This is a genomic window from Alkalicella caledoniensis, from assembly GCF_014467015.1.
Classification (GTDB): domain Bacteria; phylum Bacillota; class Proteinivoracia; order Proteinivoracales; family Proteinivoracaceae; genus Alkalicella; species Alkalicella caledoniensis.
The window spans coordinates 2,579,366-2,602,714 of the sequence record NZ_CP058559.1; the positions used below are offsets into that span (position 1 = coordinate 2,579,366).

The following is a 23,349-nucleotide window of genomic DNA, read 5'->3' on the forward strand; positions in this document are numbered from 1 at the left end:
CATGTTTAAAGAAACAGACTTATACTTACCTATTAAGGCTTTTCTAGAGGGAAAAGGATATACAGTCAAGTCAGAAATAAAAGGCTGCGACATTGTGGCAAGTATAGATGATGATCTCGTTGTCATTGAGCTAAAGAAAGGTTTTACATTGGATTTGGTACTACAGGGTGTAGAACGAAAAAGCATAACAGACTATGTTTACTTGGCTATACCTAGACCGAAAAGCATAAAGGGTAATAGATGGAGGAAAATAGTAAAGCTCTGTAGAATGCTAAGTCTAGGATTGATTATTGTGGCTTTTAAGGACACCGAAACTTTTGTGGAAGTGGCAGTTGAACCAGGGAAATACACACCACAAATTAACAAGAAAAAGCAAGCAAATGTAAGTAAAGAGTTCAATGGTAGGATTACAGATTTTAACCTTGGTGGTAGTACAAAAACCCCTATACTAACAGCCTATAAAGAAAATGCACTTATCATTTCTTTATTTCTCAAAGAGCGAGGTCCAACACAACTAAAGGATATAAAAGCGGAAACAGGTATAGAAAAAGCGGGACAAATCCTTGGAAGCAATGTATATAACTGGTATAAAAGGGTCAAAACAGGTGTATATGACATAACTGATAAGGGCATAGAAGGCTTAGTAGCGTATGATCATGCCATGGAGTATTTGAAAAAGGGCAGCATTAAGCAAGAGGTGGAGAAATGAAAAAGACTATTAGTTTAATACTTAGGGGGATACCCATAGGTATATCTTTAACATTACCAGGGGTAAGCGGTGGAACCATCGCCCTTGTTTTAGGCATCTACGATAGATTGATTCATGCCATAAAGAAGGTAAACCTATGGTTTTTGATACCTATTTTTCTAGGTGGAGTTATAGGGGTGTGGGCTGGTTCAGGATTTATCACTTATTTTCTTGAGACATATGAGAGCCCTACCATAGCTTTTCTACTAGGGTTAGTACTTTTTTCAGTAAAGGTCACCGTAAAAGAAGCTGGGCGTTACAATTATAAGGGGCTTGTTGCCATAGCTGTGGGCATAATTGTTGCAGTTATACTGTGGAATGCATCAAAAGATGATGTGGCTAGGGGTACAGTAACTAACCTACAACTATTTTTTGCGGGATTTATAAGCAGTATTGCAATGATTTTACCAGGTGTAAGTGGAGCCACCTTATTAATTATGCTTGGGTTATATGGTGGTGTTCTTGAAGCAGTGCAGCATTTTAATATAATTGTACTTATAATGTACGGTTCAGGAGCAGTGCTAGGTTTGTTTTCTTTTTCTTGGATTCTTTCATACCTACTTAATAACTACAGAGCCGTAACTATGATGACATTAACTGGACTTATTATAGGCTCTGCAAGGGCTGTAGTGCCTCAAAGTATTGGTATATTTGAGCTAATAGCCTTTGCCTTAGGTGGGTCACTGATAATGGTATTATCAAATGAGAAAGTAAGAGAAATACTTCGTAAGCTAGCAAGTTAAATTAAGGAGGAAATGACATGAAAGAAATCGGTAAAGAATTTATGGAGTTGACCATGTACAGGAACTTGGAAGAGTCTGATCAACAAAAGGGTATGACTCAACCACCATTAGAAGTGGAGTACTTAGATGGCGAAGTTATTAAGCTCCCAAAGGAAACATTAAAGACCAATGCTTTACTAGATGAAATCATAGTCCAACGGAAGAGTCTGAGAAAATATGCTGATAAACCTTTAACTTTAGAGGAACTGTCATACTTACTATGGTCTACCCAAGGTATAAAATCTAAGAACGAAAAGGTAACCATGAGAACAGTGCCATCTGCTGGCGCTAGGCATCCATTCCATACTTTCCTACTTATCAATAACGTGGAAGGACTTAAACAAGGAATATATAGGTATAACGCCCTTTCACACACATTGGTGACATATAATCTAGAAGAGAACATTGCAGAAAAAACAGTTGCTGCATGTTTAGGGCAACCCTTTGTAGCAACAGCTGCAGTCACTTTTATTTGGACAGTGGATATTTATAGAGCTAGTTATAGATACGGCCAGAGAGCATACCGCTATGTGCACCTAGATGCAGGGCATGTGTGCCAAAATCTATATTTAGCAGCAGAAGCAATAGATAGTGGTGTATGTGCTATTGCAGCATACGACGACGATACTTTAAATGATTTACTTGCATTAGACGGAGAAAATGAATTTGCAATATATGTAGGAACAGTGGGGAAAAAATAAGGGGGAGATACCATGTCAGCTGCAGCTGCAGGAGCAGGGGCAGCGGCGGCAGCCGCCGCTGCTGCGGAAGCTCAAAGGCGAGAGGAGGAAGAAAGATTGACAAGTTACACTAAGGAGGATTTAACAGAAGGCTGGGAGTTTAAAATCGTCAGAAGTGGTTTAGGCTTTAAAGGGGATAAATTCAAAGAGCTTTGTGAAGAAGAAGCAAAAAATGGTTGGCAGCTAGTGGAGAAATTCGATGAAACTAGAGTAAGATTCAAAAGACCAATCTCCGCCAGAGAAAATGACAAATACGCAGAAATTGACCCATATAGAACCACATACTCCAAAGGAGAAGCTAAGGTAGTGTTAGTAACACTGGGGATAGTGTTTTTTGTAAGTGCAGTTATAATAGGAATAGTGGTATTTTTCGCAACACGATAGGTGCAGGAGACAAGGGAACGTAACGTTTCATTTGTCTCCTTTTTATTTTTCCTTTTTGAGTAAGTTGATGGCTAACTAAAAAAGTTCTATCCCTCTAAAATGTAGACAACAAATAAAGACCCAAAACCAACGAAATCCGCGTTAGGCTCGCTTGAACTTACGTTTAGCATTATAGATGTTAATTGTTGGAGCTTTACTGGTGCTTGTTGGTAGCTAAAAGATTTAAAAGAGTAATTTGACAATTCAGCACAATTCCGTGTATACTGTACATGTAAAGCATATACAGTATACACGGAATTGTTTATAAAGGGGGAATGTCCTTGGATATTCTTATTAGCACAACAGGTTCAAAACCTATATATGTACAGATAGCTGAGCAGATACAGAGGCAGATTTTGACTGGAGAATTAAAGGAAGGTTCATTGTTACCATCCATAAGAGTCTTAGCAAAGGAACTACATATAAGTGTAATGACTAGCAAGACTGCCTATCAGGAACTAGAAATACAAGGACTTATTCACTCAGTACAAGGTAAGGGATTTTATGTTTCTCCCCAAAATACGGAAACATTAGAGGATAAGAAGAGCGATTTAATTGCAGGCAAACTTGAGGAATTGGCTGAAGAAGCTAAGGCACTGGGGATAGAGTTAGAACAACTAGTTAAGATTCTAAAAAGGGTTTATTAATAAGGGAGAGGGAGTGGCGTATTTGGAAAATGTTTTGGAAATTAAAGATCTGAGTAAAAAAATAAAGGATTTCGCATTAGATAAAGTGAGCTTTAATTTAGAAAAGGGATATGTTATGGGCTTAGTGGGTCCAAACGGTTCAGGGAAAACAACCACAATTAGGTTAATCATGAATTTGCTACACAAAGATAATGGGTATATCAAGATATTTGGTATGGATAACACCAAAAATGAAAGAGATATAAAACAACGAATTGGTTTTGTATATGATGAAAATATATACCCAGTGGCAATGAAGCTTGAGAAAGTTGCTAAGTTAGTGGCTCCTTTATATACTAATTGGAATCAAAAGCTATTCGAGGAATATATAGAGAGATTTGGACTAGATTTAGGAAAGAATATTGGAGACCTATCGAAGGGTATGACATCTAAATTTGCCGTAGCCATGGCAATTTCTCATAAGCCAGAATTTCTCATTATGGATGAACCAACATCAGGGCTTGACCCAATATCTCGTAGGGAAATATTAGAAATAATTCAAGAGTTAATGGACGATGGAAATACCTCGGTTCTATTTTCAACACATATAACATCAGACCTTGAAAAAATAGCTGATTATGTAACATTTATGGATAATGGCAAAATATTTGAGTCAGATTCATATGCAAATATAGCTAAAAGGTATCGAGTGGTAAAGGGCAATACTCAAATACTAGAAAAATATAAAAATGAAATTATAGGTTATAAGGGTGGTCAGTTTGGTTCAGAGGGGTTGAGTGGAAATTGGGGTGGATTTGAAAAGATGGATGGTATCATGTTACAGATTCCTAGTATAGAGGATATAATGTTTTATGCTTCAAGGCGGTAGACGAAGGGGGAGTTAAAATGGGGAATTTGTTAAGAATATATTTTGCAAATTTGACTAATCTAGGATTTTTTAAAACTGAAATGCTGTTCATAATTGTTTTCATGTCAACATTGATGTCAAGAGTACAGAATTATAGATTTTCTATTGGATTAGAGCACCTAGGTATTGATAGTAATACTGCTTTGTTAAGCTCATATTTTACGATGATGTTAATCACTTACAATGGTTTAGTATTTGTGTCAAGCAACTTAAATACTATATCTATTAAGTATCCAGATAAAAAAAATCCACGTATTGATGATGTTTTAATAAACGCTTTGCCTATTAAGAGAAAAGACATTTTTACAAGTAAAATTATTTTCAACACAATTTTGGGAACTTTTTTATGTATAATCACTTACATACCCTTCTTTTTAAATCTTGGTACAAGTATAGAATTAGAGGTTGTTAAAACCATTTTTTTCATAAACTCCATAATGATACTGGGTGGAATTTTATTAAGTGTTGGTAGTTTTTTTAGGAAAAACTTCGTAGTTAAAGGCTATACCTTATTTGCTATGGTAAATTTCCTAATCATTTACTTTGAGAAACTATCTAATGGTTTATGGATTATCTACCCATCAATAATGCTAATAACTACGGTAATTATATGTTTATTTGCATTAAAGAGAATTGATGAAATAGACATAGTGACTAATGAAAAATCTGTCAAAGTTAAAGATGATAGTAGATCTGACTTGAATCCAATGAAACTTTACTCCATAGAATTAACTGGAACCTTAAGGATCCCTGTATTTATTTCAATGTTTACTACTTTAGGAGTAATCTTTCTTGGATGGAGTATTTATTTTTCCATTATCCCTTTTTTAATGCTTTTATTATTTATGAGTATGAAAGAGGGGGGAGCTATTTTTTGTCCTAACTTAGTAATTATAAAGTCATTACCAGTGGATATAAAGAAGATTGCTTGTAATATTACAAGGGCAACGATAATTAAACTTTCAATATCCATGGCAATAATCACATTAAACATTGCTTTATCTTTTTACCTTGGGAATCTAGAGGAAGTTGATGTTTTTCGGTTAATTACTCTATTTCTAACAATAAAATTTCCTATAGTAATAATAGGAGTATACCTAGTACTACCACCAACCATATACAAAAGAGTACTGGAACCAAGATATGAGATGAATGTTATTGGTTTTATAGTAGTAATATCCGGTCTAATCTTAGCCTTATTTCTTCTAACATTTCACTGGATGGTAACATTAATTACATCAGCTTTACTATATTACCTAGCAATAAAGACGGTAAAGAAGGCCACCAAAGATATCCAAAACTTCCTAGAAAGCTCAGTAGATATTTATTAATGTGACAAGGGGACGCCAGACTGTGTGAGAATTAAACAATAATATATGTCTAAAATGCCTCCAAAGTACTGTAAATACAGTACTTTTCCCTTTTTCTGTAGTATAATTAAGTTATAGAATATCGGAGAGGGGATTTTAAATGTCATTTATACAAGGTACAGATAGAAAGCAAAAAACAATGTTTCCTGACTGCATAGAAGATTACATAGGTGAGGATAATCCCGTTAGGGTAATTGATGAATACGTAAAACTGGTCAATATGAGTGCATTCACTAAATCAAAGGAACACCGCAGAGGTGCACCAGGATATCATCCCTCTGTTTTATTGAAGTTATATCTATATGGGTATGTAAATGGCATAAGATCATCTAGAAAGCTAGAAACAGAATCTCACAGGAATATAGAAGTGGTTTGGCTATTACAAAAACTAAAACCTGATTTTAAAACAATAGCTGATTTCAGGAAAGAAAATAAAACTCAGCTAAAACAAGTTTTCAAGGATTTTACTAAGTTGTGTAAGGATCTCAAACTATTAGGCGAGGAATTCATAGCAATAGATGGGACTAAAATTCAAGCTAATAATTCAAAGAAGAATAATTTCTCAAAGAAAAAAATACAAAGACACAAACAATATATCGAAGATAAGGTTAATTCCTATCTAGATTTGTTAGAAAGCAGTGACAAAGACGATTCACCTAAACTTAAGTATACACCTGAAGAAATTCAGCAAAAAATTGAAAAACTCAAGGAGCGTAAAATTAAATTTGAAGAGTTGGAAAAAAAACTACAGGATAGCGAATGTAATGAAGTATCTACAGTTGACGAAGATGCTAGGCTTATGGACAACAAAAACAATGGTGTTACTGTAGCATATAACATACAAACAGCTGTAGACTCTAAGCATGGTATTATAGTCGCATATGATGTTACAAACAATCCCGCAGATCAAGGTAACCTAAATTCACTTGCAGAAAAGGCTAAAGATATATTTGGAAAAAGGAAACTTGAAGTAGCGGCAGATAAAGGCTATTACCAAGCAGACGACCTCATGAAATGTGAGAGAAACGAAACAACAGTCTATTTGCCAAAACAGTCGTATTCTAACGCCACAGGAGACAAAGATTTCTACGGAGATAAATTTACTTATGTGCCTGAAAAAGACTTATATATTTGTCCTTTGGGCCATGAATTACGCAGAATAAACCACAAATCAAAAGAACCAAAAAGAATAAAATATAGAAACTACGATGCCTGTAAAAACTGTGAATCAAAAAGCAAATGCACCACTGCAGCCAAAGGCAGGATAATAAATCGGTCACCTAACCAAGATTTTTTGGATACTATAGATGCTAGAACAGAAGCAAATATGGACAAATACCTACAAAGGCAGATGATTGTTGAGCATCCTTATGGAACCATCAAAAGGACAATGAATGCTGGGTATTTTTTAACAAGAGGGATGGATTCTGTAACTACAGAGACAGCCCTAGTTTTGCTAGCCTATAATTTTAAAAGAGTAATAAATATTATAGGAGTGAAAGAACTACTAAGGATATTAGTAGCTCTTAGACCCACTTTATCATTGTATTTTTATATGTTTAAGTCATATTGCACCAAAAGACAGGAAATTTACGGCTAATCCTTGAGTTTTTAGAGATTAGCCACACAGTCTGACGCTTCATTTGTCTCCTTTTTCTGTGTCTAGCAGTCAGTAGCACACAGGAAAAGCTAAAGGTATGCAAGACAGAACCATTAACCACTACCCTACACTAAAAAGCATACACTATAAAAAGCAAACTTATCTTTTGGATTTTAATCCCGTACGCTTTGTAGTCTCTGAATAGTGATAAATAGTGGTAAAAAAGACCTTCAAAATCAGCCTCACTATATTTCACTAAAAGGCTCTTAGTTATCAGTGTCCATATGTCTAACTTTTTAAAACTAAGACCGGCCTTACATTACTCTTGGTGCAACTTGGTGTGATATATGTTGGTGAATGATATTAAATAATATATTGAGGTCTATAACTGGAATGTTGGTTATAGCAATATGTTAGAAATCAAATTATAAAAACAATTGTAAAGGATAATAAATCTTTTTATAGAATCTTTTTATAGAAGTTTAAATTTTTGTAAAAATTAATACATTTAGGGGGGATGAGTTGTGTTCAAGAAAAAGAAATTTATAATTATATTGTTTGCTGCAGTATTTATTTTAATATTTTTGGTAAATTTTTTGTATACACGACAAGGTACACTTGGGGAATTCTTGGAAAATGAAGATGTTGAGGTTAATAGTATTTTCATGTTGGATCTTACTCCGGAGGAACGTGATAGGACTTCAGACTTTGAATATAAAGAAGAAAACAGAAAAATATTACAAGAAATTTTTGAATCTAATTTGGATATGGTTATAAATAAAACTATTTTTTATTACTTCTATCCAAAAGATAAAGGATCTGAAGTATATATTTTAAATTTAACAGGTAACGAAAGAATATTTATATATGAGGATATGATAAGCATTCATGTGTATGGTAAGTTTTTTGAGAGAATTTATTTGACTGATGATAATACTTTATATAAAGCAATTAAAGAAAGTGATATACAATGGCGATAAAAAAAATGAGACTAACTTTTAGAGCTAGAAGCTAAAGGTATGCAAGACAAAACCATTAACCACTACCCTACACTAAAAAGCATACACTATAAAAAGCAAACTTATCTTTTGGATTTTAATCCCGTACCCTTTGTTGTCTATGAAGAGTGAAGAATGGTGGTAGAAGATAGTGACTTAAATATCTGTGAAAAAAAATCTTTTGACTCAAGCCAGTAAATCTCTTTTAAAATCCGAGTTATCAGTGTCCATATGTTCTAATTTTTAAAATTAAGACCTCCTTACATTACTCTTGGTGCAACTTGGTGTGGTTTTACTTGGTGTGTATGGTGTCCAAAGGTTTTAGAAAATACTTAATTACCACATTCGACAAAACTTGAAAAGTTTGCTACATTAATACTAGCGAATCAAAAGAGGAGAATACCAAGATGACCATGTTAACTATTGAAAATGTAAGCAAAGGCTATATAGACAAGCCCTTATTCAAAGATATAAGCTTAAGCATCAAGGAAAATGACAAGTTGGGCCTCATTGGCCCCAATGGCTCTGGGAAATCAACCTTAGTGGGGATTATCTCAGGTACTGTCGTTCCTGACACAGGAAAAAGAAGTGTAGGTAAAGAGATAAAGGTATACTACCTACAACAAGACCCTGAATTTGACCAAGAAGGAACTATAATAAGGGAAGTATTCCGAGGTGAGGAAGATGTTCTTAAGGCCCTATATACTTATCAGCAGCTCCTAGAACAACTAGATCTAGAGCCAAGCAACCAATCTGTGATTAATGAAATAAGTAGGATGAATATAAAACTAGATAACCTTAAGGCTTGGGATATAGAAAGTAGTGCAAAATCTATTCTAAGCCAGCTAGGGTTAGAGAACCTATCTGTCAGGGTTTCTCAGTTATCTGGTGGTGAAAGAAAAAGGGTTGCATTGGCTAGAGCACTAATTACACCCTGTGATCTGCTAATACTGGATGAGCCCACTAACCATTTGGACACGGGATCTATCACCTACCTGGAGGATTTTTTAATTAAGAGAAAAGGGGCACTACTACTTATCACCCATGATAGATATTTTCTAGATAGGGTTGTCAATCAGATTATAGAGATAGATAGAACTTCTTTGTATACCTATAAGGGCAACTACTCTCAATTCCTAGAATTAAAGACCTTGCGGGAAGAAGATATCGCAGGGTCAGAACGTAAGCATAGGAGTCTACTGAGAAAAGAACTGGCATGGATTAGGCAGGGAGCTAAGGCCCGCTCCACAAAGCAAAAGTTTAGAAAAGAACGCTATGAAGAACTAAAGGAAAAAGAACTGACAAAGGCTAAAAGCACCTTAGAAATTGATATAGCCAGTCAAAGGCTAGGTAGGAAAGTAATAGAGTTTGATAATGTAAGCAAATCCTTTGATGATAGGAAACTAATACGTGACTTTACTTATACTGTAGTTCCAGGAGACCGCATAGGTATCATAGGAAAAAATGGTACAGGGAAATCTACACTTTTGAATATGATAACTGGGCATGCAGTGCCTGATAGTGGTGAAGTGGTTATAGGTGAAACTGTTAAAATAGGTTACTATGATCAAGAAAGCACCGTTCTTGATGATGAACTTAGGGTAATAGAATATATTAAAAATATCCGCATGAACATAACCACCCAAAGTGGTGAAACCATTTCAGCAGGTCAGATGCTAGAAAAGTTTTTATTTCCAAGCCATTTACAGTGGACATATATAAAAAGATTATCAGGTGGAGAAAAACGTAGGCTCTATCTTTTAGGGATTCTCATGGAAGAGCCTAATGTATTATTACTAGATGAACCCACAAATGATTTAGACATAGATACTTTAACCATACTAGAGGATTTCCTAGAGGACTTTGGTGGAGCTGTTATCATAGTTTCCCATGACAGGTATTTCTTAGATAAGTGTGCCGACCACCTTTTCTGTTTTGAAGATGGTGGGGTGATTAAAAGATATGTTGGTAGCTTTTCTGAGTATATTGAAGAACATCCCCATCAGATTATAAAGGGAAAAGTAAAAGAGCCCCAGAGGGCTCCCCAAAAGCAAAAAGAGAAAGCAAAAGCTAAGTTTAGCTATAAAGAACAAAAGGAATATGACGAGATACAAGGGATTATGGAAGATCTGGAATCTCAAATAGAACACACACAAGCTGAAATAAGCCAGTGTGGTAGTGATTATGTAAAGCTTCAAGAACTTCAGGAGAAGATAGATGAGCTGCAGACCCAGTTAGACCAGAAGATGGAAAGATGGATGGAACTTGAGGAAATGAATGAAATGTTTAAAGACCTAAAAAGCTAAAAGGCCCATGACTTTTAGCTTTTTGCTTTAATCTTATCTAACTGCCCTTGATCGACGGGATATTCCTCCATGAGGTATCCTATCATTTTTCCCACTTGATCACCGGCACTCATTGAATTAAACTGGGGTTCATTTTCGTTTAGATGTTGCATGGCCTCTTGCCACTCGTCCTTATTCCAAAACATTTGCTTTGAAGAAATCCAAGTTCTATTAGACATCAAAAATCACCTCCTATTATGCTACAGGATAAAAAATTTAGGTCATTAACTAGTATTGTTAACAAAATGTGCTAATTCTATAACTCCTAAATATTGTACCAAAATAGAAAGTTTAATATTAAAAATAGCCCCGAGCTATCGGGGCCAATAAATACCTATTATATTATTTTTTAAAATATCATGTAGTTCAATGGTTTTGTACTTACCTAAAATGTTATTTGAAGCTACTCCATGATCTTCCTTCCCCTAAAAAGTCGAGATATAGAGGAAACTAGTATAAGTGCACTGGCTATGGCTCCTGCAACAAAGAGGGATTCGCTCCCTGTTGTGGCAGCTAATTCAAAGTCCTTTTCTATAACTGCAAGCATTGTAAAGTACATACCTGCACCTGGCACTAGAGGTACTATGCCAGGGATTATAAATACTGTTACGATATCTTTTACCTTAACAGATAAAACCTCGCCCCAAATACCAACGATTGTTGCACCAATAAAAGCGGCAGTCACAGGGGCTTCATAATTTAGTCCAAAACCTATATAACCCATCCAACCAAGGGCACCACCTAATGCAGCTAGGGGGATAAATCGTTTAGGCACGTTGAACACAATGGAATATCCTAAGGTTGCTAAAAAAGCGAATATGAAACTCTCAAACAATTTATCTCACCCCTATATTATATCTATCCAGAATTTAAGTGCTATACCAACACCTGCGGCAATGGCAATGGCAACGAGCATAGCTTCAGCAGCCCTAGCAGTTCCTGAAACAAGGTCTCCTGATATGGAGTCTCTTATGGCGTTTGTAATGGCTACACCAGGAACCAATGTCATAATAGAGCCAATTATAGTCTTATCGACACTATTCCCCCACCCAGTTTCATAAAAGAGCATGGCTGCAACTGCTGCAACAAAGCCACCGGCTATATTGTTTAAAAAGAAAGAAAAACTTTTTTTATGCAGATTCAATACGGTAATCTGTACAAAAAGACTAGTTACGAATGCTGGAATGAAATCTCTGATAGTACCACCTAACAACATTGAAAAAGAAGCTGCCAATAGGCTTGCCGATAGACCTTTTAATATTTTATTATAATCCTGTTTTTTATCTATTTTTCTTAATGTCTCCATGGCATGGTCAAAGGGAATTTCACCAGCAACCATTTTCCTTGAAAAGTTATTGACATCAGATATTTTCTGTAGATTTAGCCCTCTATTCCTAACTCTCTTTACAACAGAATAGGGATTGTTATCCTCTAGACTATCGCAGGACAGTACTATACCAGTTGGTATTACAAAACTGTCAGCATGGGAGACACCTAACGAGTTAAGAATATAACACATGGTTTCTTCAACTCGATATGTCTCTGCACCATTTTTAAGCATAATTTCACCTGCATAAAGGGCTACGATAATTGCGTTTTTTGTTGTGAACAGATGGCTCATTTTCTTACACCTTCTTTAGTAATAATATTTTGTATTATATCATGTTATATGTATCTATTAAACACTAAATGAATTAAGAGATTATTACAATAAAAATCTAAACATTTGTCACCTCTTTTTACAGAAGGAATACACTGCTGTAGGGGGTGATACTTATGAAAGGCTTGACAATAGCCCAAAAACATAAAGGGAATATTCCTAGGCCACCTAAAAAATGTAGTGGCTACTATCATAATGTGCGTCAAGGAGAAAGCTTATTTATAATTGCCAAAAAGGAGAAAGTTACTTTAAAAAGTCTAATTGAATCTAATCCACAAATTACAGATCCGGATATGATATTCGAAGATCAAGTGATATGTATACCTAAGTCAGATGACAAAAACAATAAAGATTTTTGTGTGCTACCACTTATGCCAACCCCTGAGGCTACCATGGCTACAGGGATAGCATTTGTTAAGAAAGATACTAAGGAGCTATTACTTGTAGCAAGTAATTTGCCAAACCCCAGTGTGTTATTTCCAGACGCCAATACTTATACGGCATATCTCCTAGATGAAGCAACAGGAAATGTGGAAAGGTTTAATTTAGAGCAGATTGATAGTCAGTGGGTAGGGCAGAAGACCAATAAACCTTTAAGGCATTATAACTTTGTTATAGTAGCACCTAACATATCATCTGGAAGCCTAATACTAGGTGAACCCATTGTACTAGAAGGAAATTTAGAACAATGCTGTAGGTAAATAACAGGCTATCCTTTTAGGGTAGCCTGTTTTAGTTTATCCCTCGGGACATTTTTATTTTATAATGTTCGACTTAAGCCTATTTTTCGTCTAAATAGCATAAACCTATTATGCCTGTGGGGAAAATTGTGGTAATATACAAAAGAGAAGGTATGATTATTTTCCCTTGTTTTTTGGCAAACATAATGATGACATTATTTTTAATTATAATATTAGGAAAGATAAGGAGTGTTTAATTGTGAAAGTTGAATTGATCGCCACTGCAACCTTTGGCTTGGAAGCTCTAGTAGCCAGGGAAGTAAAAGACTTAGGATATGAAGATGTACAGGTTGAAGACGGAAAGGTGACCTTTAAAGCTGACCTCAGTGCCATATGTAGGGCAAATCTGTGGTTAAGGACAGCTGATAGAGTTAAATTAAAAATTGGGGAATTTAAGGCAACAACCTTTGAAGAACTTTTCCAAAGTGTTAAGGCACTGCCATGGAGTGAATGGCTGCCCAAAAATGCTACCTTTCCCGTTGACGGCAAGTCAGTAAGGTCAAAATTGTTCAGTGTATCAGATTGTCAGGCTATAACTAAGAAAGCCATTGTTGAACACATGAAGGAAAAATATAAGCAACAGTGGTTTGATGAGGATGGGCCAGTTTATAAGATAGAGGTAGCGTTACTTAAGGATATTGCCACTTTAACCATCGATACCACAGGAGCAGGATTACATAAGAGGGGCTATCGCGACCTATCAGCACCTGCACCCTTAAAAGAAACACTAGCAGCTGGAATGATAATGCTTACAAACTGGAACTGGGAAAGACCTTTAATAGATCCTTTTTGTGGGTCAGGTACAATACCCATAGAAGCAGCCATGATAGGAAAAAATATAGCTCCAGGTATGAATAGAGAGTTTGTATCTGAAACTTGGACTAATCTAGATAAAGATTTATGGAGAGAAGCCAGAAAAGAAACCCATGATTTGGCTAAATATGACCGAGAGCTTAATATTTCCGGCTATGATATAGATGGTAAAGTTATAAAGTTTGCAAGGCATCATGCCCAACTGGCTATGCTAGAAGAAGACATTCACTTCCAGCAAAGACCTGTTCAAGAAATCAGCTCATCTAAGTATTATGGATATATAATAACAAACCCACCCTATGGTGAAAGATTAAATGAAAAAAGTGAAGTGGAAAGGCTATATAAGGAAATGGGGAAGGCCTTTAGAAGCTCCATGGAAACATGGTCTTACTATATCATTACTTCCCATAAGGGCTTTGAGAAACTCTTCAATCAGCAAGCAACAAAACGTAGAAAACTCTACAATGGAAATATTGAAACACAGTATTATCAGTACTACGGACCAAGGCCACCAAGACGCAAACAAGAAGATTAAAAAACCAGCCCATTGGGCTGGTTTTTAGTCTAGTTTACTTGATACATTCCGTTGGCTTGCATGTAGTTAAACAATTCTTCACCGTGCTGTTGCTCTTCTTGTTGGATGTGTTGAAGGGCTTTGCGGATTTGTGGGTCAGTTACCTCAAATACCACAGTGTTATATGCACTGGAAACGTATTTTTCAGTCATTAGCATGTCATGGCACAGTGAAGCTTCTTTTTCTTGGGCCATGGCGTTTGTCATAGGGTTGTTATTGTTTTGGTACATGGTTTGTTGGGACTGACCTTGGGACTGTTGACCACCAGAACCCATACTTTGAGCCATTTGACCAGTTCCTTGTTGTTGGCCTTGTTGTTGTTGCTGACCCTGTTGTTGACCTTGTTGTTGACCTTGGCTCATATCAGGGACTTGACCCTGAAGCATTTGAGAAATTGTATCGTAGTGGTTCTGTTCCTTTTGAGCTAGGTTTTGGAAGATTTGTTGTAGCTGCTGATCATTTGTTTGGTTAGCATAGTTATTATACTTTTGGATACAAATCTCCTCATGACTTTGTAAGTCCTGTAGCAATGTTCTTTCTTTGTTAGTTAAATGTGACATATGTAATAACCTCCTTTTTTATTTAGCATTTCAACTAGGGAGGAAAATAATACATATGTTTTTTATATTTAAAGACTTTTCTCTAAGGTTTAGGGAACCTTTTTTCGTTTTTCTCTATTTTTTTAATGATAGCATCAGCCACATCAATATCCAGGCTATTTGAAAATGATAGACAGTAAATCATGATATCGGCTATTTCCTCTTTTATATTATCAAAATCCCCTGTGTCCTTTATATTTCTACTTTCATGGATATCTATCCACTGAAATTCTTCCATAAGCTCAGCTGCCTCTATGGAGATGCTCATTGCTAAGTTTTTGGGGCTATGGTACTGCTCCCAATTTCTATCCCCAACAAATTTCTTAACCCTACCTTTAAGTTCACTTAACGTAACACTACTATCCTTCAAAACTATCAACTCCTTGTCTATTATTAAACGAAAATGTTTTTTTAAAATTAAGGCTTTCATTTTTGAATTTTATCCGAAAGCTTTAATAATTACTTATTTCACATACAATTTTATCATTAAAGTAAAATATGGTAAAATACAAGACAGAAAGGGTGAATTTCATGTCTAACGAAAAGAAAATAAAAAACTCTCTACAAGCTATAGTCCTTAGGATTAGTGATAAGAATACATTTCAAAAAATGGAAGTAATGCCCCAAGATGGTAGAAAAGGAAAACTCCTGTATGAAGGTAATGAAATAGTATGGGTACATAAAAATAAAAAGGAACCAATCCCTTTAAACAAAATAGCAGACAAAATAGTGGAATTTTTAGCTGGGCAGGATGGTAAACTAGAAATTATTGAGCGTGGAACTAAAATATCCGTGGATATAAAGGGAAGCCAGGTGAAAATTTCCTTTAGCACAATAGATGAACCTGTTGCAGAGGTGAAAGAAGCAGAAGCGGGTACAAGGCAACAATTTATCAAAGCTCAAGAGGCCAGTCATTTACTTAAAGCTATCGGTATCATGAATACATTAGGGGAAATACCACAAGATAAAAGAAGGAAATACTATCAAATAGATAGATTTGTTGAGTTACTAGATAATTATCTGAAGGACTGGCCCAATGACAAAGAACTTGTAGTAGTGGATTGTGGTTGTGGTAAATCATATTTAAGCTTTGTTCTTAACTATTATCTACAAGATAAACTAAGAAAAAAATGTTACTTCATAGGTATAGATGGTAACAAAGAAGTCATAGCAGCATCTGAAAAAATTAGTGAAGAATTAGGATACAGAAATATGGAATTTCACCCTGTTAGGATAGAAGAATTTCACACAAATAAAGATGTGAGCCTAGTACTTAGCTTACATGCTTGTGATATAGCAACAGATCAACAACTTGGTTTGGGTGTTAGACTAGGAGCAGATCATATAATAGCAGTGCCATGCTGTCAAAAGGATCTACGGGATCAGCTGAACTATAATGACCTACAAGACTTTGCCCGCTTCCCTATATTAAAGAACAGACTTTCAGATGTTATAACAGATGGTATAAGGGTACTAGGTTTAGAAGCCCATGGCTATAAAGTTAATGTGGTCGAATACATTTCACCCCTAGAAACTCCTAAAAACATTATGATTCGAGCAGAAAAAAAGGGCGAAAACACAAAAGCCCAGAAAAGATATGACGAAGCAAAGAAATACTGGGGAGTATCCCCGGCAATGGATAGGTATGTGTATTAGGCTATGAAAGTTAATGCTTACGCTGTTTGCCTTTTCCATGGCTTATCTTTATATTTAGACACAAAAAAAACAGTTCCTCCTTCGAGGAACTGTTATATTTGCATACTAAAGTTTGTTAACGTTAGCTGCTTGAGGACCACGGCTACCTTCGGTAATTTCGAAAGAAACTCTTTGTCCTTCTTCTAGAGTTTTGAAGCCGTCTCCTTGGATAGCTGAGAAGTGTACAAACACGTCAGAACCACCTTCGATAGAGATGAATCCGTAACCTTTCTCTGCGTTAAACCATTTTACGATACCTTCTTGCATTTACTTAACCTCCTATAACTTACCCATTTTTTGGGCTGACCCTAAAAAATTTTTTTGAACAAATCGCTCTATCCATAAGACAAGCAGCAATTTGTTGTACAAAAGAGGTCGCCTTTTGTACTTTCTTTATAATACCATTGACCCCAAAAAAAGTCAAACAATATGATGTATTTTATTTGCATAAATTGGGCATAGAATGGTTACTATTTAATGAGATGTGATATACTTATTAAGGCAAATATACAGTAAATTTGGGAAGTCAGTTAGCTGTAAAATATTAGTATTTACTTTGCAAATAACATTAAATTAAAAGGAGCCTTTTATATGATCCGTGTTTCCGATATAAAATTAACAATCCATGAAGATAAAGAGAAAATATTAAGGGATAAGATATCAAAAGCCCTTAGGATAAACTCAAACGACATAATTACTTACAATATATTTAAAGAGTCCATAGATGCCCGTAAGCAAGATATGATTTTTTTTACATATACAGTAGATGTAAAACTCAGTAAGGGGCAAGAAGATGCCCTTAGGGAAAAGGGATTTAAAGAGACACCTAACTTGGAATACAAATACCCTAGTAAAGGTAAAAAATCTCTGAATAAACCACCTGTTATTGTGGGTAGTGGACCAGCAGGACTGTTCTGTGCCTTACTTCTTTCTCAAATGGGGTATAATCCAATACTGATTGAACGGGGAGAAGATGTAGATAAGCGTACCTACACTGTAAATGAGTTTTGGAAACAGGGTAGTTTAAACCCCGAGAGCAACGTGCAATTCGGAGAGGGTGGAGCAGGTACTTTTTCAGATGGAAAGCTCACTACACTGATTAAAGATAAAAGATGTAGGAAAATACTTGAGGAAATGGTTAAAGCAGGTGCGCCAGATGCGATTATGTACTCCCATAAGCCCCATGTGGGAACAGATATATTAAAAAATGTTGTTAAAACCATTAGAGAGCAAATAATTAAAAATGGTGGGCAAGTCTTATTTGGAACAAAACTTCTGGAAGTTATAACAGAGGGTGACAAAGTTAGGTGTATACATACAAATCAAGGGGAGTTAGAAACAGAAACACTGGTTTTAGCTTTGGGACACAGCGCTAGGGATACCTTTGAGATGTTGTATGATAAAGGTATCAACATAGAACAAAAAGCATTTTCCATAGGGGTGAGGGTAGAACATCCCCAGAGGCTTATAAATGAGGCTCAATACAAAGGCTTTGCAGATCATCCCAAGTTAGGGGCTGCTGAGTATAAGTTGGTCTATCACTCCAAAAGTGGAAGAAGCGCTTATAGCTTTTGTATGTGCCCAGGGGGTATGGTAGTGGCTGCAGCGTCTGAACCTGGGCACGTGGTTACAAATGGAATGAGTGAACATGCCAGAGATAGGGATAATGCTAACAGTGCATTATTAGTGGGAGTTACAACCGAGGATTTTGGAAGTGCACATCCTTTAGCTGGGGTGGAATTTCAGCGCAAATGGGAGAAGAGAGCTTTCGAGATAGGTGGAAAAAACTACAATGCACCAGCTCAGCTTGTAGGGGATTTTTTGGAGGGTAGGGAATCTACAAAGCTAGGACATGTGATCCCATCTTACAAAAAGGATATTACATTAACGGATTTGACCGAAGTACTGCCAGATTACGTAACAGAAACTTTAAAGGAAGCCATAGTGGATTTTGACAAAAAAATAAAAGGCTTCGCCAACCCCCATGCAATACTCACAGGTGTTGAAACAAGAAGTTCATCACCAATCCGCATACTGAGAAACGAAAAATATCAGAGCAATATAGAAGGTATTTACCCCTGCGGAGAAGGAGCTGGCTATGCTGGAGGAATTATTTCTGCAGCAGTGGATGGATTACGGGTAGCCGAGGCTATAATACAGGAATATAAAAAGTAGAAAGTAGAAAGGAGAAAGTAGAAAGTGGAAAGCAGACAGTAGACAGCAGACAAGAAAAACGAAAATTTATATTCACATAAGCTTTTAGTTTTTAGCTTTTAGTACAGTGTACATAATTTTGCTCTGTTAATCTGTAGTAGCTTTTAATCTCTTTTAAAATCAGTGTAATCCGTGACCATATGTTTACTCTTTGAACTTAAGCCTTTAGCGCAAACGCAAAAGCTTAGGTATTCAGCAGTAAGGAAAAGCTAACCTACTATGTTATATATATTTTTTCAAAAAATCAACTAATAATAACAGGAATTCTTACTGTTATGTAGAATAGGGTATATATGGTTATATATTTGCTAAACTTTGGATATCTTATTTAAGAAGATATACCTAAAGATAGTGTAGGAGGTGCTTTTTGTGGATTACAATATTTTAATTGGTGGTTCCGCAGGTCAAGGTGTTGATACAGTAGGAACCTTTGTAGAGAAAGCTCTAAAAAGAATGGGCTACTATGTTTTTTCAAACAAGGATTATATGTCTAGGATAAGGGGTGGGCATAATTTTACATTAGTTAGGTTTTCAGACAACCCCCTATGTGCCCATAAAGACGATGTGGATGTGATCATAGCCTTAAATGAAGAAACAGTGAGGGTCCACAGAGAAAAACTAACTCCCAATGGGAAGGTAGTCTGTGACGTAGCCTTTGGCAAAGAGGATGATAAAAATCTTAATCTACCACTAAAAGAAGCGGCTAAAAATGCTGGGAACCCTAAAGTTATGGGTTCAGCTGCAGTTGGTGCCACATTGAAATTATTTGGCATTCAGACGGCCAAATTAGAAGAATTTCTTAATGAGGTATATGATGGTGAGATTTTAGCTGCAAATTTAAAAGCCGTTGAAGAAGGATATAAAATGGTAGATACAATCTTTCAAACAACTCCACCACCTGGTGAAGATAAGCATATTTTAATAAACGGTAACGAAGCTGTTGCACTGGGAACAGTTGCCGCAGGTTGTACTTTTTATTCTGCTTATCCAATGACACCAGCAACTGGTATAATGAGTTATTTAGCAAAATTACAAGAAGATGCCAACATAGTTGTAGAACAAGCAGAAGATGAAATCGCTGCAATTATAATGGCCCTTGGTGCTTCTTATGGTGGAGTAAGAGCCATGACTGGTTCATCCGGTGGTGGTTTTGCACTAATGGTTGAAGCCATGGGCTTTGCAGGTATTGGTGAAATTCCACTGGTTGTTGCGGAAGTTCAAAGACCAGGTCCGGCAACGGGCCTACCAACTAGAACAGAACAAGCTGATTTGAAATTTATAATAAACTGCTCCCAAGGGGAATTCCCCTTAATGGTCATCGCCATAAGGGATGTTCAAGATGCATTTTATCAAACCACAAGGGCTTTTAATTTAGCAGAAAAATATCAGATGCCAGTTGTAATAGTAAGTGATCAATACTTAGCTGATTACTATCAAACCGTTGAGCCTTTTGATTTTTCTAAGGTAACCATCGATAGGCAGCTAGCTGGAGAAGAAGCAATAAATTCAGATGGAGTTTATCGTAGATATTCCTTAACAGAAAACGGCATATCTCCTAGGATTATCCCTGGTAAGATAGAAAATCAATTAGTATTTGTTGATAGTGATGAACATGATGAAGAAGGACATATAACTGAATCTGCTCAAGTTAGGGTAGAGATGGTTAATAAGCGAATGAAGAAACTTGAGGAATTAAAAAAGGAACTTCAAGAGCCTGTAAAGGTAGGAGAAGAAAAAGGTAAAACCCTTTTAGTAGCGTGGGGCTCTACCTATGGACCACTTAAAGAAGCTACTGAAAGGCTGGTTTCTGAAGGTATTTCAGTGACTTCACTAATTTTTGGTGACATATGGCCACTCCCTGAGAAGGAGTTTATAGAGCTGGCTAAAACAGCTGAAAAGATTGTAAACATTGAAGGTAATGCAACTGGACAGCTAAAAGACATTATAAGACAACAAACTGGTGTAAACTGCGTTCAAAGTATACTAAAATACGACGGTAGAGCCTTTAGTTCACAAGAACTTTACAATAGAATCAAAGGGGAGGTGCTTTAATATGTGTGAATTCAAAACCTTTGATACTGCATGGTGTCCTGGATGTGGAAACTTTGGTATATTAAAAGCCCTAAAAAGAGCTTTAACAGAGCTAGGGAAGAAACCCCATGAAGTGGTTATTTCTTCAGGAATTGGGCAAGCTGCTAAAACACCCCATTATATTAGTGTTAATGGGTTTAATGGTCTACATGGTAGAGCTGTGCCAGCTGGTGCTGCAATTAAAATCGCCAACAAAGACCTAACTGTTATAGTGGAATCAGGTGAAGGAGATACCTACGGTGAAGGTGGAAACCATTTTATCCATAATGTTAGAAGAAATGTGGATATAGCTCACTTTGTCCACAACAACCAAATCTACGGGCTGACTAAAGGGCAAGCGTCCCCAACAACGGCCAAGGGACAAAAGACAGGTATCCAAACAATGGGAGTACTACACGAACAGTTTAATCCATTGGCTGTGGCAATTACCATGGGTGCGACCTTTGTGGCAAGATCATTTTCAGGAAATGAAGAACATCTTGTTTCCATGATGAAAGCAGCCATAGAACACAAAGGTTATGCTTTACTTGATATAATGCAACCTTGCATTACCTACAATAAAGTAAATACATTCAAATGGTATAAAGATAGAGTAAAACCCATAGATGAGAGCTATAGCCCAACTGATAAGTTTGAAGCTTACAAGCTAGCCCATCAATGGGGAGATGATGGAATTCCTATTGGTATTTTATATAAGAAAGAGGAACCAACATATATAGATAAAATTGAATTTTTAAAACAAGGTGAGCCTCTAGTTGATAGAAAGCTAGATCCCAAAAATGCAGAAAAGTACATGGCTGACTTTAGATAGGAGCTGGAATATATGAAATGGCTATTTATGGATTATCCCAGTTGAACCAGTGCCAGAAAAGCCAAGGCTTGGCTTCAAGAACATGATGTAAACTTCGAATCAAGGCATATAGTTAAGGATAATCTGAACCCAGAAGAAATTAAAGAATTGTATGATATAAGTGATGTATCCTTAGACAAATTTTTTAACTCCAACGGTAAGGTTTACAAAGAGATGGGCTTAAAAGATAAGCTCAAAGATATGTCAGAAAAAGAGAAACTAGAACTTTTGGCCTCAGACGGCATGCTAGTAAAAAGACCAATAGTAACAGACCGAAAAGAGACAGTAATAATAGGCTTTAAGGAAAAAGAGTACGAAGAAAAAGTGAAATAGCAAAACAATCCCCGGGAATTTATCTTGGGGATTGTTTTTGCCCAACTACACACATCTGATTCCACTAATTTACCAATTAACAGTGGATATAACTGGGGCGATAGAATATAATATTTAAATAGAGAGAATGAATGAAGGAGTTGAGTCCCCATGAAAAAAATAGTTCTAACCGGTGGTGGATCTGCTGGCCATGTTACACCAAACATTGCTCTTATACCTAGACTTAAAGAATTAGGCTATGAAATACATTACATTGGATCAGTAAAGGGTATAGAAAGAAAGCTCATAGAAGATATCGGGATTAAGTATTACCCCATATCATCAGGTAAGCTCAGAAGATATTTTGATAAGCAAAATTTCACTGATCCCTTTAGGATAATGAAGGGTGTAGCTCAAGCATATAGAATTCTAGGTAAAATAAAGCCAGATGTTATTTTTTCCAAAGGTGGATTTGTTACAGTTCCTGTTATTTTAGGGGGAAAAATAAGAGGGGTGCCAACTGTTATCCATGAATCAGACTTTACTCCAGGACTTGCTAACAAACTTGTTATCCCAGTGGCAAAAAAAGTATGTGTAACATTCCCAGAGACAGTGAAGCACATACCAAAAGACAAAGGTGTATATACAGGAACACCCATAAGACCAGAGGTACACCAAGGTAAAAAAGAGATGGGATATGCATTAGCAGGCTTTAATCCATCAAAACCCACAATCATGGTAGTAGGAGGAAGCTTGGGTTCTAAAAAATTAAATGACTCAGTCAGAGAAATACTACCTGACCTTTTAAAAGAATTCCAAATAGTACACTTGTGTGGACAAGGGAATTTAAGTGAAGAGCATAAAGGATTGAGTGGCTATGTTCAGTACGAATATGTTAAAGAAGATTTGCCCCATTTCTTTGCTATGGCTGACCTTGTTATATCCAGGGCAGGTGCAAACTCCATATATGAGCTATTAGCCCTTAAAAAGCCGAACATACTTGTACCTCTTTCTGCTAAGGCTAGTAGAGGCGATCAGATCCTAAATGCCAACTCCTTTGAAAAAATGGGCTATAGTAAAGTATTGCAAGAAGAGGCTATAACTAATGATATACTTTTAAATGTAATAAATGATGTATATAAAAACAAAGATAAATATATTCAAGCAATGACCAAAAGCACATCCACAGACGGCACAGCAAGAGTACTAGAAATAATTAAACAGTATAGTAAGTAGTATAG

General features: G+C 36.2%; 23 protein-coding genes and 1 pseudogene. 18 read left to right on the plus strand and 6 right to left on the minus strand.

Annotation, left to right across the window (positions count from 1 at the left end; genetic code table 11):
- Position 1: 1 nt before the first annotated feature.
- The 10 genes from HYG86_RS12695 (at position 2) to HYG86_RS12740 (ending at position 10,521) form a co-directional block, all read left to right on the plus strand.
- The gene (locus tag HYG86_RS12695; RefSeq protein WP_213165947.1) at positions 2-709 is read left to right on the plus strand and encodes a DUF2161 domain-containing phosphodiesterase; all 708 of its coding nucleotides are present in this window, start codon (positions 2-4) and stop codon (positions 707-709) included.
- Positions 706-1,491 (plus strand): DUF368 domain-containing protein, encoded by a 786-nt coding sequence (locus HYG86_RS12700; RefSeq protein WP_213165948.1) that lies wholly within the window; start codon positions 706-708, stop codon positions 1,489-1,491. Before HYG86_RS12695 ends, HYG86_RS12700 begins: the two co-directional genes overlap by 4 nt.
- 17 nt (positions 1,492-1,508) lie before the next feature.
- Complete coding sequence (locus HYG86_RS12705; RefSeq protein WP_213165949.1) at positions 1,509-2,231, plus strand: SagB/ThcOx family dehydrogenase; 723 nt, start codon at positions 1,509-1,511, stop codon at positions 2,229-2,231.
- 12 nt (positions 2,232-2,243) lie between these two features.
- On the plus strand, positions 2,244-2,654 hold the full coding sequence (locus tag HYG86_RS12710) for a hypothetical protein (protein ID WP_213165951.1): 411 nt from the start codon (positions 2,244-2,246) through the stop codon (positions 2,652-2,654).
- Positions 2,655-2,974: 320 nt separating this feature from the next.
- Complete coding sequence (locus tag HYG86_RS12715) at positions 2,975-3,340, plus strand: GntR family transcriptional regulator (protein ID WP_213165952.1); 366 nt, start codon at positions 2,975-2,977, stop codon at positions 3,338-3,340.
- Between the two features lie 22 nt (positions 3,341-3,362).
- The gene (locus tag HYG86_RS12720) at positions 3,363-4,208 is read left to right on the plus strand and encodes an ABC transporter ATP-binding protein (protein WP_213165953.1); all 846 of its coding nucleotides are present in this window, start codon (positions 3,363-3,365) and stop codon (positions 4,206-4,208) included.
- 17 nt (positions 4,209-4,225) lie between these two features.
- Positions 4,226-5,578 carry a hypothetical protein gene (locus HYG86_RS12725; RefSeq protein WP_213165954.1) on the plus strand — a complete coding sequence of 451 codons (1,353 nt, stop codon included), beginning with the start codon at positions 4,226-4,228 and terminating at the stop codon, positions 5,576-5,578.
- 139 nt (positions 5,579-5,717) lie between these two features.
- On the plus strand, positions 5,718-7,217 hold the full coding sequence (locus HYG86_RS12730) for an IS1182 family transposase (RefSeq protein ID WP_213165955.1): 1,500 nt from the start codon (positions 5,718-5,720) through the stop codon (positions 7,215-7,217).
- A 524-nt stretch (positions 7,218-7,741) separates the two neighbouring features.
- Positions 7,742-8,197, plus strand: a complete 456-nt coding sequence (locus HYG86_RS12735) for a hypothetical protein (protein ID WP_213165956.1) — start codon at positions 7,742-7,744, stop codon at positions 8,195-8,197.
- Positions 8,198-8,622: 425 nt separating this feature from the next.
- Complete coding sequence (locus HYG86_RS12740; RefSeq protein WP_213165957.1) at positions 8,623-10,521, plus strand: ABC-F family ATP-binding cassette domain-containing protein; 1,899 nt, start codon at positions 8,623-8,625, stop codon at positions 10,519-10,521.
- A 14-nt stretch (positions 10,522-10,535) separates the two neighbouring features.
- Here the strand turns inward: HYG86_RS12740 and HYG86_RS12745 are convergent, their stop codons facing one another.
- The 3 genes from HYG86_RS12745 to HYG86_RS12755 all read right to left on the minus strand — a co-directional run bounded on the left by HYG86_RS12745 (position 10,536) and on the right by HYG86_RS12755 (position 12,181).
- Complete coding sequence (locus tag HYG86_RS12745; protein ID WP_213165958.1) at positions 10,536-10,739, minus strand: hypothetical protein; 204 nt, start codon at positions 10,737-10,739, stop codon at positions 10,536-10,538.
- Positions 10,740-10,963: 224 nt separating this feature from the next.
- A complete protein-coding gene (locus HYG86_RS12750; RefSeq protein WP_213165959.1) occupies positions 10,964-11,395 on the minus strand; it encodes a threonine/serine exporter family protein in 432 nt (143 codons plus the stop codon).
- Between the two features lie 12 nt (positions 11,396-11,407).
- Positions 11,408-12,181 carry a threonine/serine exporter family protein gene (locus tag HYG86_RS12755; RefSeq protein WP_213165961.1) on the minus strand — a complete coding sequence of 258 codons (774 nt, stop codon included), beginning with the start codon at positions 12,179-12,181 and terminating at the stop codon, positions 11,408-11,410.
- Between the two features lie 155 nt (positions 12,182-12,336).
- On the opposite strand from HYG86_RS12755, the gene HYG86_RS12760 reads away from it, so the two are divergent.
- The gene (locus HYG86_RS12760) at positions 12,337-12,921 is read left to right on the plus strand and encodes a LysM peptidoglycan-binding domain-containing protein (RefSeq protein ID WP_213165963.1); all 585 of its coding nucleotides are present in this window, start codon (positions 12,337-12,339) and stop codon (positions 12,919-12,921) included.
- Positions 12,922-13,156: 235 nt separating this feature from the next.
- On the plus strand, positions 13,157-14,308 hold the full coding sequence (locus tag HYG86_RS12765; protein ID WP_213169269.1) for a THUMP domain-containing class I SAM-dependent RNA methyltransferase: 1,152 nt from the start codon (positions 13,157-13,159) through the stop codon (positions 14,306-14,308).
- A 29-nt stretch (positions 14,309-14,337) separates the two neighbouring features.
- Here HYG86_RS12765 and HYG86_RS12770 read toward each other — a convergent pair whose 3' ends face one another.
- Entirely contained in the window at positions 14,338-14,907 is a 570-nt protein-coding gene (locus HYG86_RS12770; RefSeq protein ID WP_213165965.1) for a spore coat protein, read from the minus strand.
- 82 nt (positions 14,908-14,989) lie between these two features.
- On the minus strand, positions 14,990-15,316 hold the full coding sequence (locus tag HYG86_RS12775) for a nucleotide pyrophosphohydrolase (protein WP_246451780.1): 327 nt from the start codon (positions 15,314-15,316) through the stop codon (positions 14,990-14,992).
- Positions 15,317-15,477: 161 nt separating this feature from the next.
- On the opposite strand from HYG86_RS12775, the gene HYG86_RS12780 reads away from it, so the two are divergent.
- Positions 15,478-16,602: a class I SAM-dependent methyltransferase gene (locus tag HYG86_RS12780; RefSeq protein ID WP_213165967.1), complete on the plus strand. Its 1,125-nt coding sequence runs from the start codon at positions 15,478-15,480 to the stop codon at positions 16,600-16,602.
- 105 nt (positions 16,603-16,707) lie between these two features.
- Here HYG86_RS12780 and HYG86_RS12785 read toward each other — a convergent pair whose 3' ends face one another.
- The gene (locus HYG86_RS12785; protein ID WP_213165968.1) at positions 16,708-16,908 is read right to left on the minus strand and encodes a cold-shock protein; all 201 of its coding nucleotides are present in this window, start codon (positions 16,906-16,908) and stop codon (positions 16,708-16,710) included.
- A 324-nt stretch (positions 16,909-17,232) separates the two neighbouring features.
- Between HYG86_RS12785 and HYG86_RS12790 the strand changes: the two genes are divergently transcribed.
- The 5 genes and pseudogenes from HYG86_RS12790 (at position 17,233) to HYG86_RS12810 (ending at position 23,344) form a co-directional block, all read left to right on the plus strand.
- On the plus strand, positions 17,233-18,816 hold the full coding sequence (locus tag HYG86_RS12790) for an NAD(P)/FAD-dependent oxidoreductase (RefSeq protein ID WP_213165969.1): 1,584 nt from the start codon (positions 17,233-17,235) through the stop codon (positions 18,814-18,816).
- Positions 18,817-19,224: 408 nt separating this feature from the next.
- Positions 19,225-20,907 carry a 2-oxoacid:acceptor oxidoreductase subunit alpha gene (locus HYG86_RS12795; protein WP_213165970.1) on the plus strand — a complete coding sequence of 561 codons (1,683 nt, stop codon included), beginning with the start codon at positions 19,225-19,227 and terminating at the stop codon, positions 20,905-20,907.
- Between the two features lies 1 nt (position 20,908).
- Positions 20,909-21,757 (plus strand): 2-oxoacid:ferredoxin oxidoreductase subunit beta, encoded by an 849-nt coding sequence (locus tag HYG86_RS12800; RefSeq protein ID WP_213165971.1) that lies wholly within the window; start codon positions 20,909-20,911, stop codon positions 21,755-21,757.
- Between the two features lie 57 nt (positions 21,758-21,814).
- Positions 21,815-22,129: pseudogene (locus HYG86_RS12805) on the plus strand (Spx/MgsR family RNA polymerase-binding regulatory protein); the annotation flags it as partial.
- Between the two features lie 150 nt (positions 22,130-22,279).
- Entirely contained in the window at positions 22,280-23,344 is a 1,065-nt protein-coding gene (locus tag HYG86_RS12810; RefSeq protein ID WP_213165975.1) for an undecaprenyldiphospho-muramoylpentapeptide beta-N-acetylglucosaminyltransferase, read from the plus strand.
- The last annotated feature ends 5 nt before the right edge of the window (positions 23,345-23,349 follow it).

Excerpts from the sequence above, each read along its gene's own strand:
- HYG86_RS12695 (WP_213165947.1), top strand. The coding sequence starts at position 2 with ATGTTTAAAGAAACAGACTTATACTTACCTATTAAGGCTTTTCTAGAG.
- HYG86_RS12700 (WP_213165948.1), top strand. The coding sequence starts at position 706 with ATGAAAAAGACTATTAGTTTAATACTTAGGGGGATACCCATAGGTATA.
- HYG86_RS12705 (WP_213165949.1), top strand. The coding sequence starts at position 1,509 with ATGAAAGAAATCGGTAAAGAATTTATGGAGTTGACCATGTACAGGAAC.
- HYG86_RS12710 (WP_213165951.1), top strand. The coding sequence starts at position 2,244 with ATGTCAGCTGCAGCTGCAGGAGCAGGGGCAGCGGCGGCAGCCGCCGCT.
- HYG86_RS12725 (WP_213165954.1), top strand. The coding sequence starts at position 4,226 with ATGGGGAATTTGTTAAGAATATATTTTGCAAATTTGACTAATCTAGGA.
- HYG86_RS12730 (WP_213165955.1), top strand. The coding sequence starts at position 5,718 with ATGTCATTTATACAAGGTACAGATAGAAAGCAAAAAACAATGTTTCCT.
- HYG86_RS12740 (WP_213165957.1), top strand. The coding sequence starts at position 8,623 with ATGACCATGTTAACTATTGAAAATGTAAGCAAAGGCTATATAGACAAG.
- HYG86_RS12745 (WP_213165958.1), bottom strand. The coding sequence starts at position 10,739 with ATGTCTAATAGAACTTGGATTTCTTCAAAGCAAATGTTTTGGAATAAG.
- HYG86_RS12755 (WP_213165961.1), bottom strand. The coding sequence starts at position 12,181 with ATGAGCCATCTGTTCACAACAAAAAACGCAATTATCGTAGCCCTTTAT.
- HYG86_RS12760 (WP_213165963.1), top strand. The coding sequence starts at position 12,337 with ATGAAAGGCTTGACAATAGCCCAAAAACATAAAGGGAATATTCCTAGG.
- HYG86_RS12770 (WP_213165965.1), bottom strand. The coding sequence starts at position 14,907 with ATGTCACATTTAACTAACAAAGAAAGAACATTGCTACAGGACTTACAA.
- HYG86_RS12780 (WP_213165967.1), top strand. The coding sequence starts at position 15,478 with ATGTCTAACGAAAAGAAAATAAAAAACTCTCTACAAGCTATAGTCCTT.
- HYG86_RS12785 (WP_213165968.1), bottom strand. The coding sequence starts at position 16,908 with ATGCAAGAAGGTATCGTAAAATGGTTTAACGCAGAGAAAGGTTACGGA.
- HYG86_RS12790 (WP_213165969.1), top strand. The coding sequence starts at position 17,233 with ATGATCCGTGTTTCCGATATAAAATTAACAATCCATGAAGATAAAGAG.
- HYG86_RS12800 (WP_213165971.1), top strand. The coding sequence starts at position 20,909 with ATGTGTGAATTCAAAACCTTTGATACTGCATGGTGTCCTGGATGTGGA.
- HYG86_RS12810 (WP_213165975.1), top strand. The coding sequence starts at position 22,280 with ATGAAAAAAATAGTTCTAACCGGTGGTGGATCTGCTGGCCATGTTACA.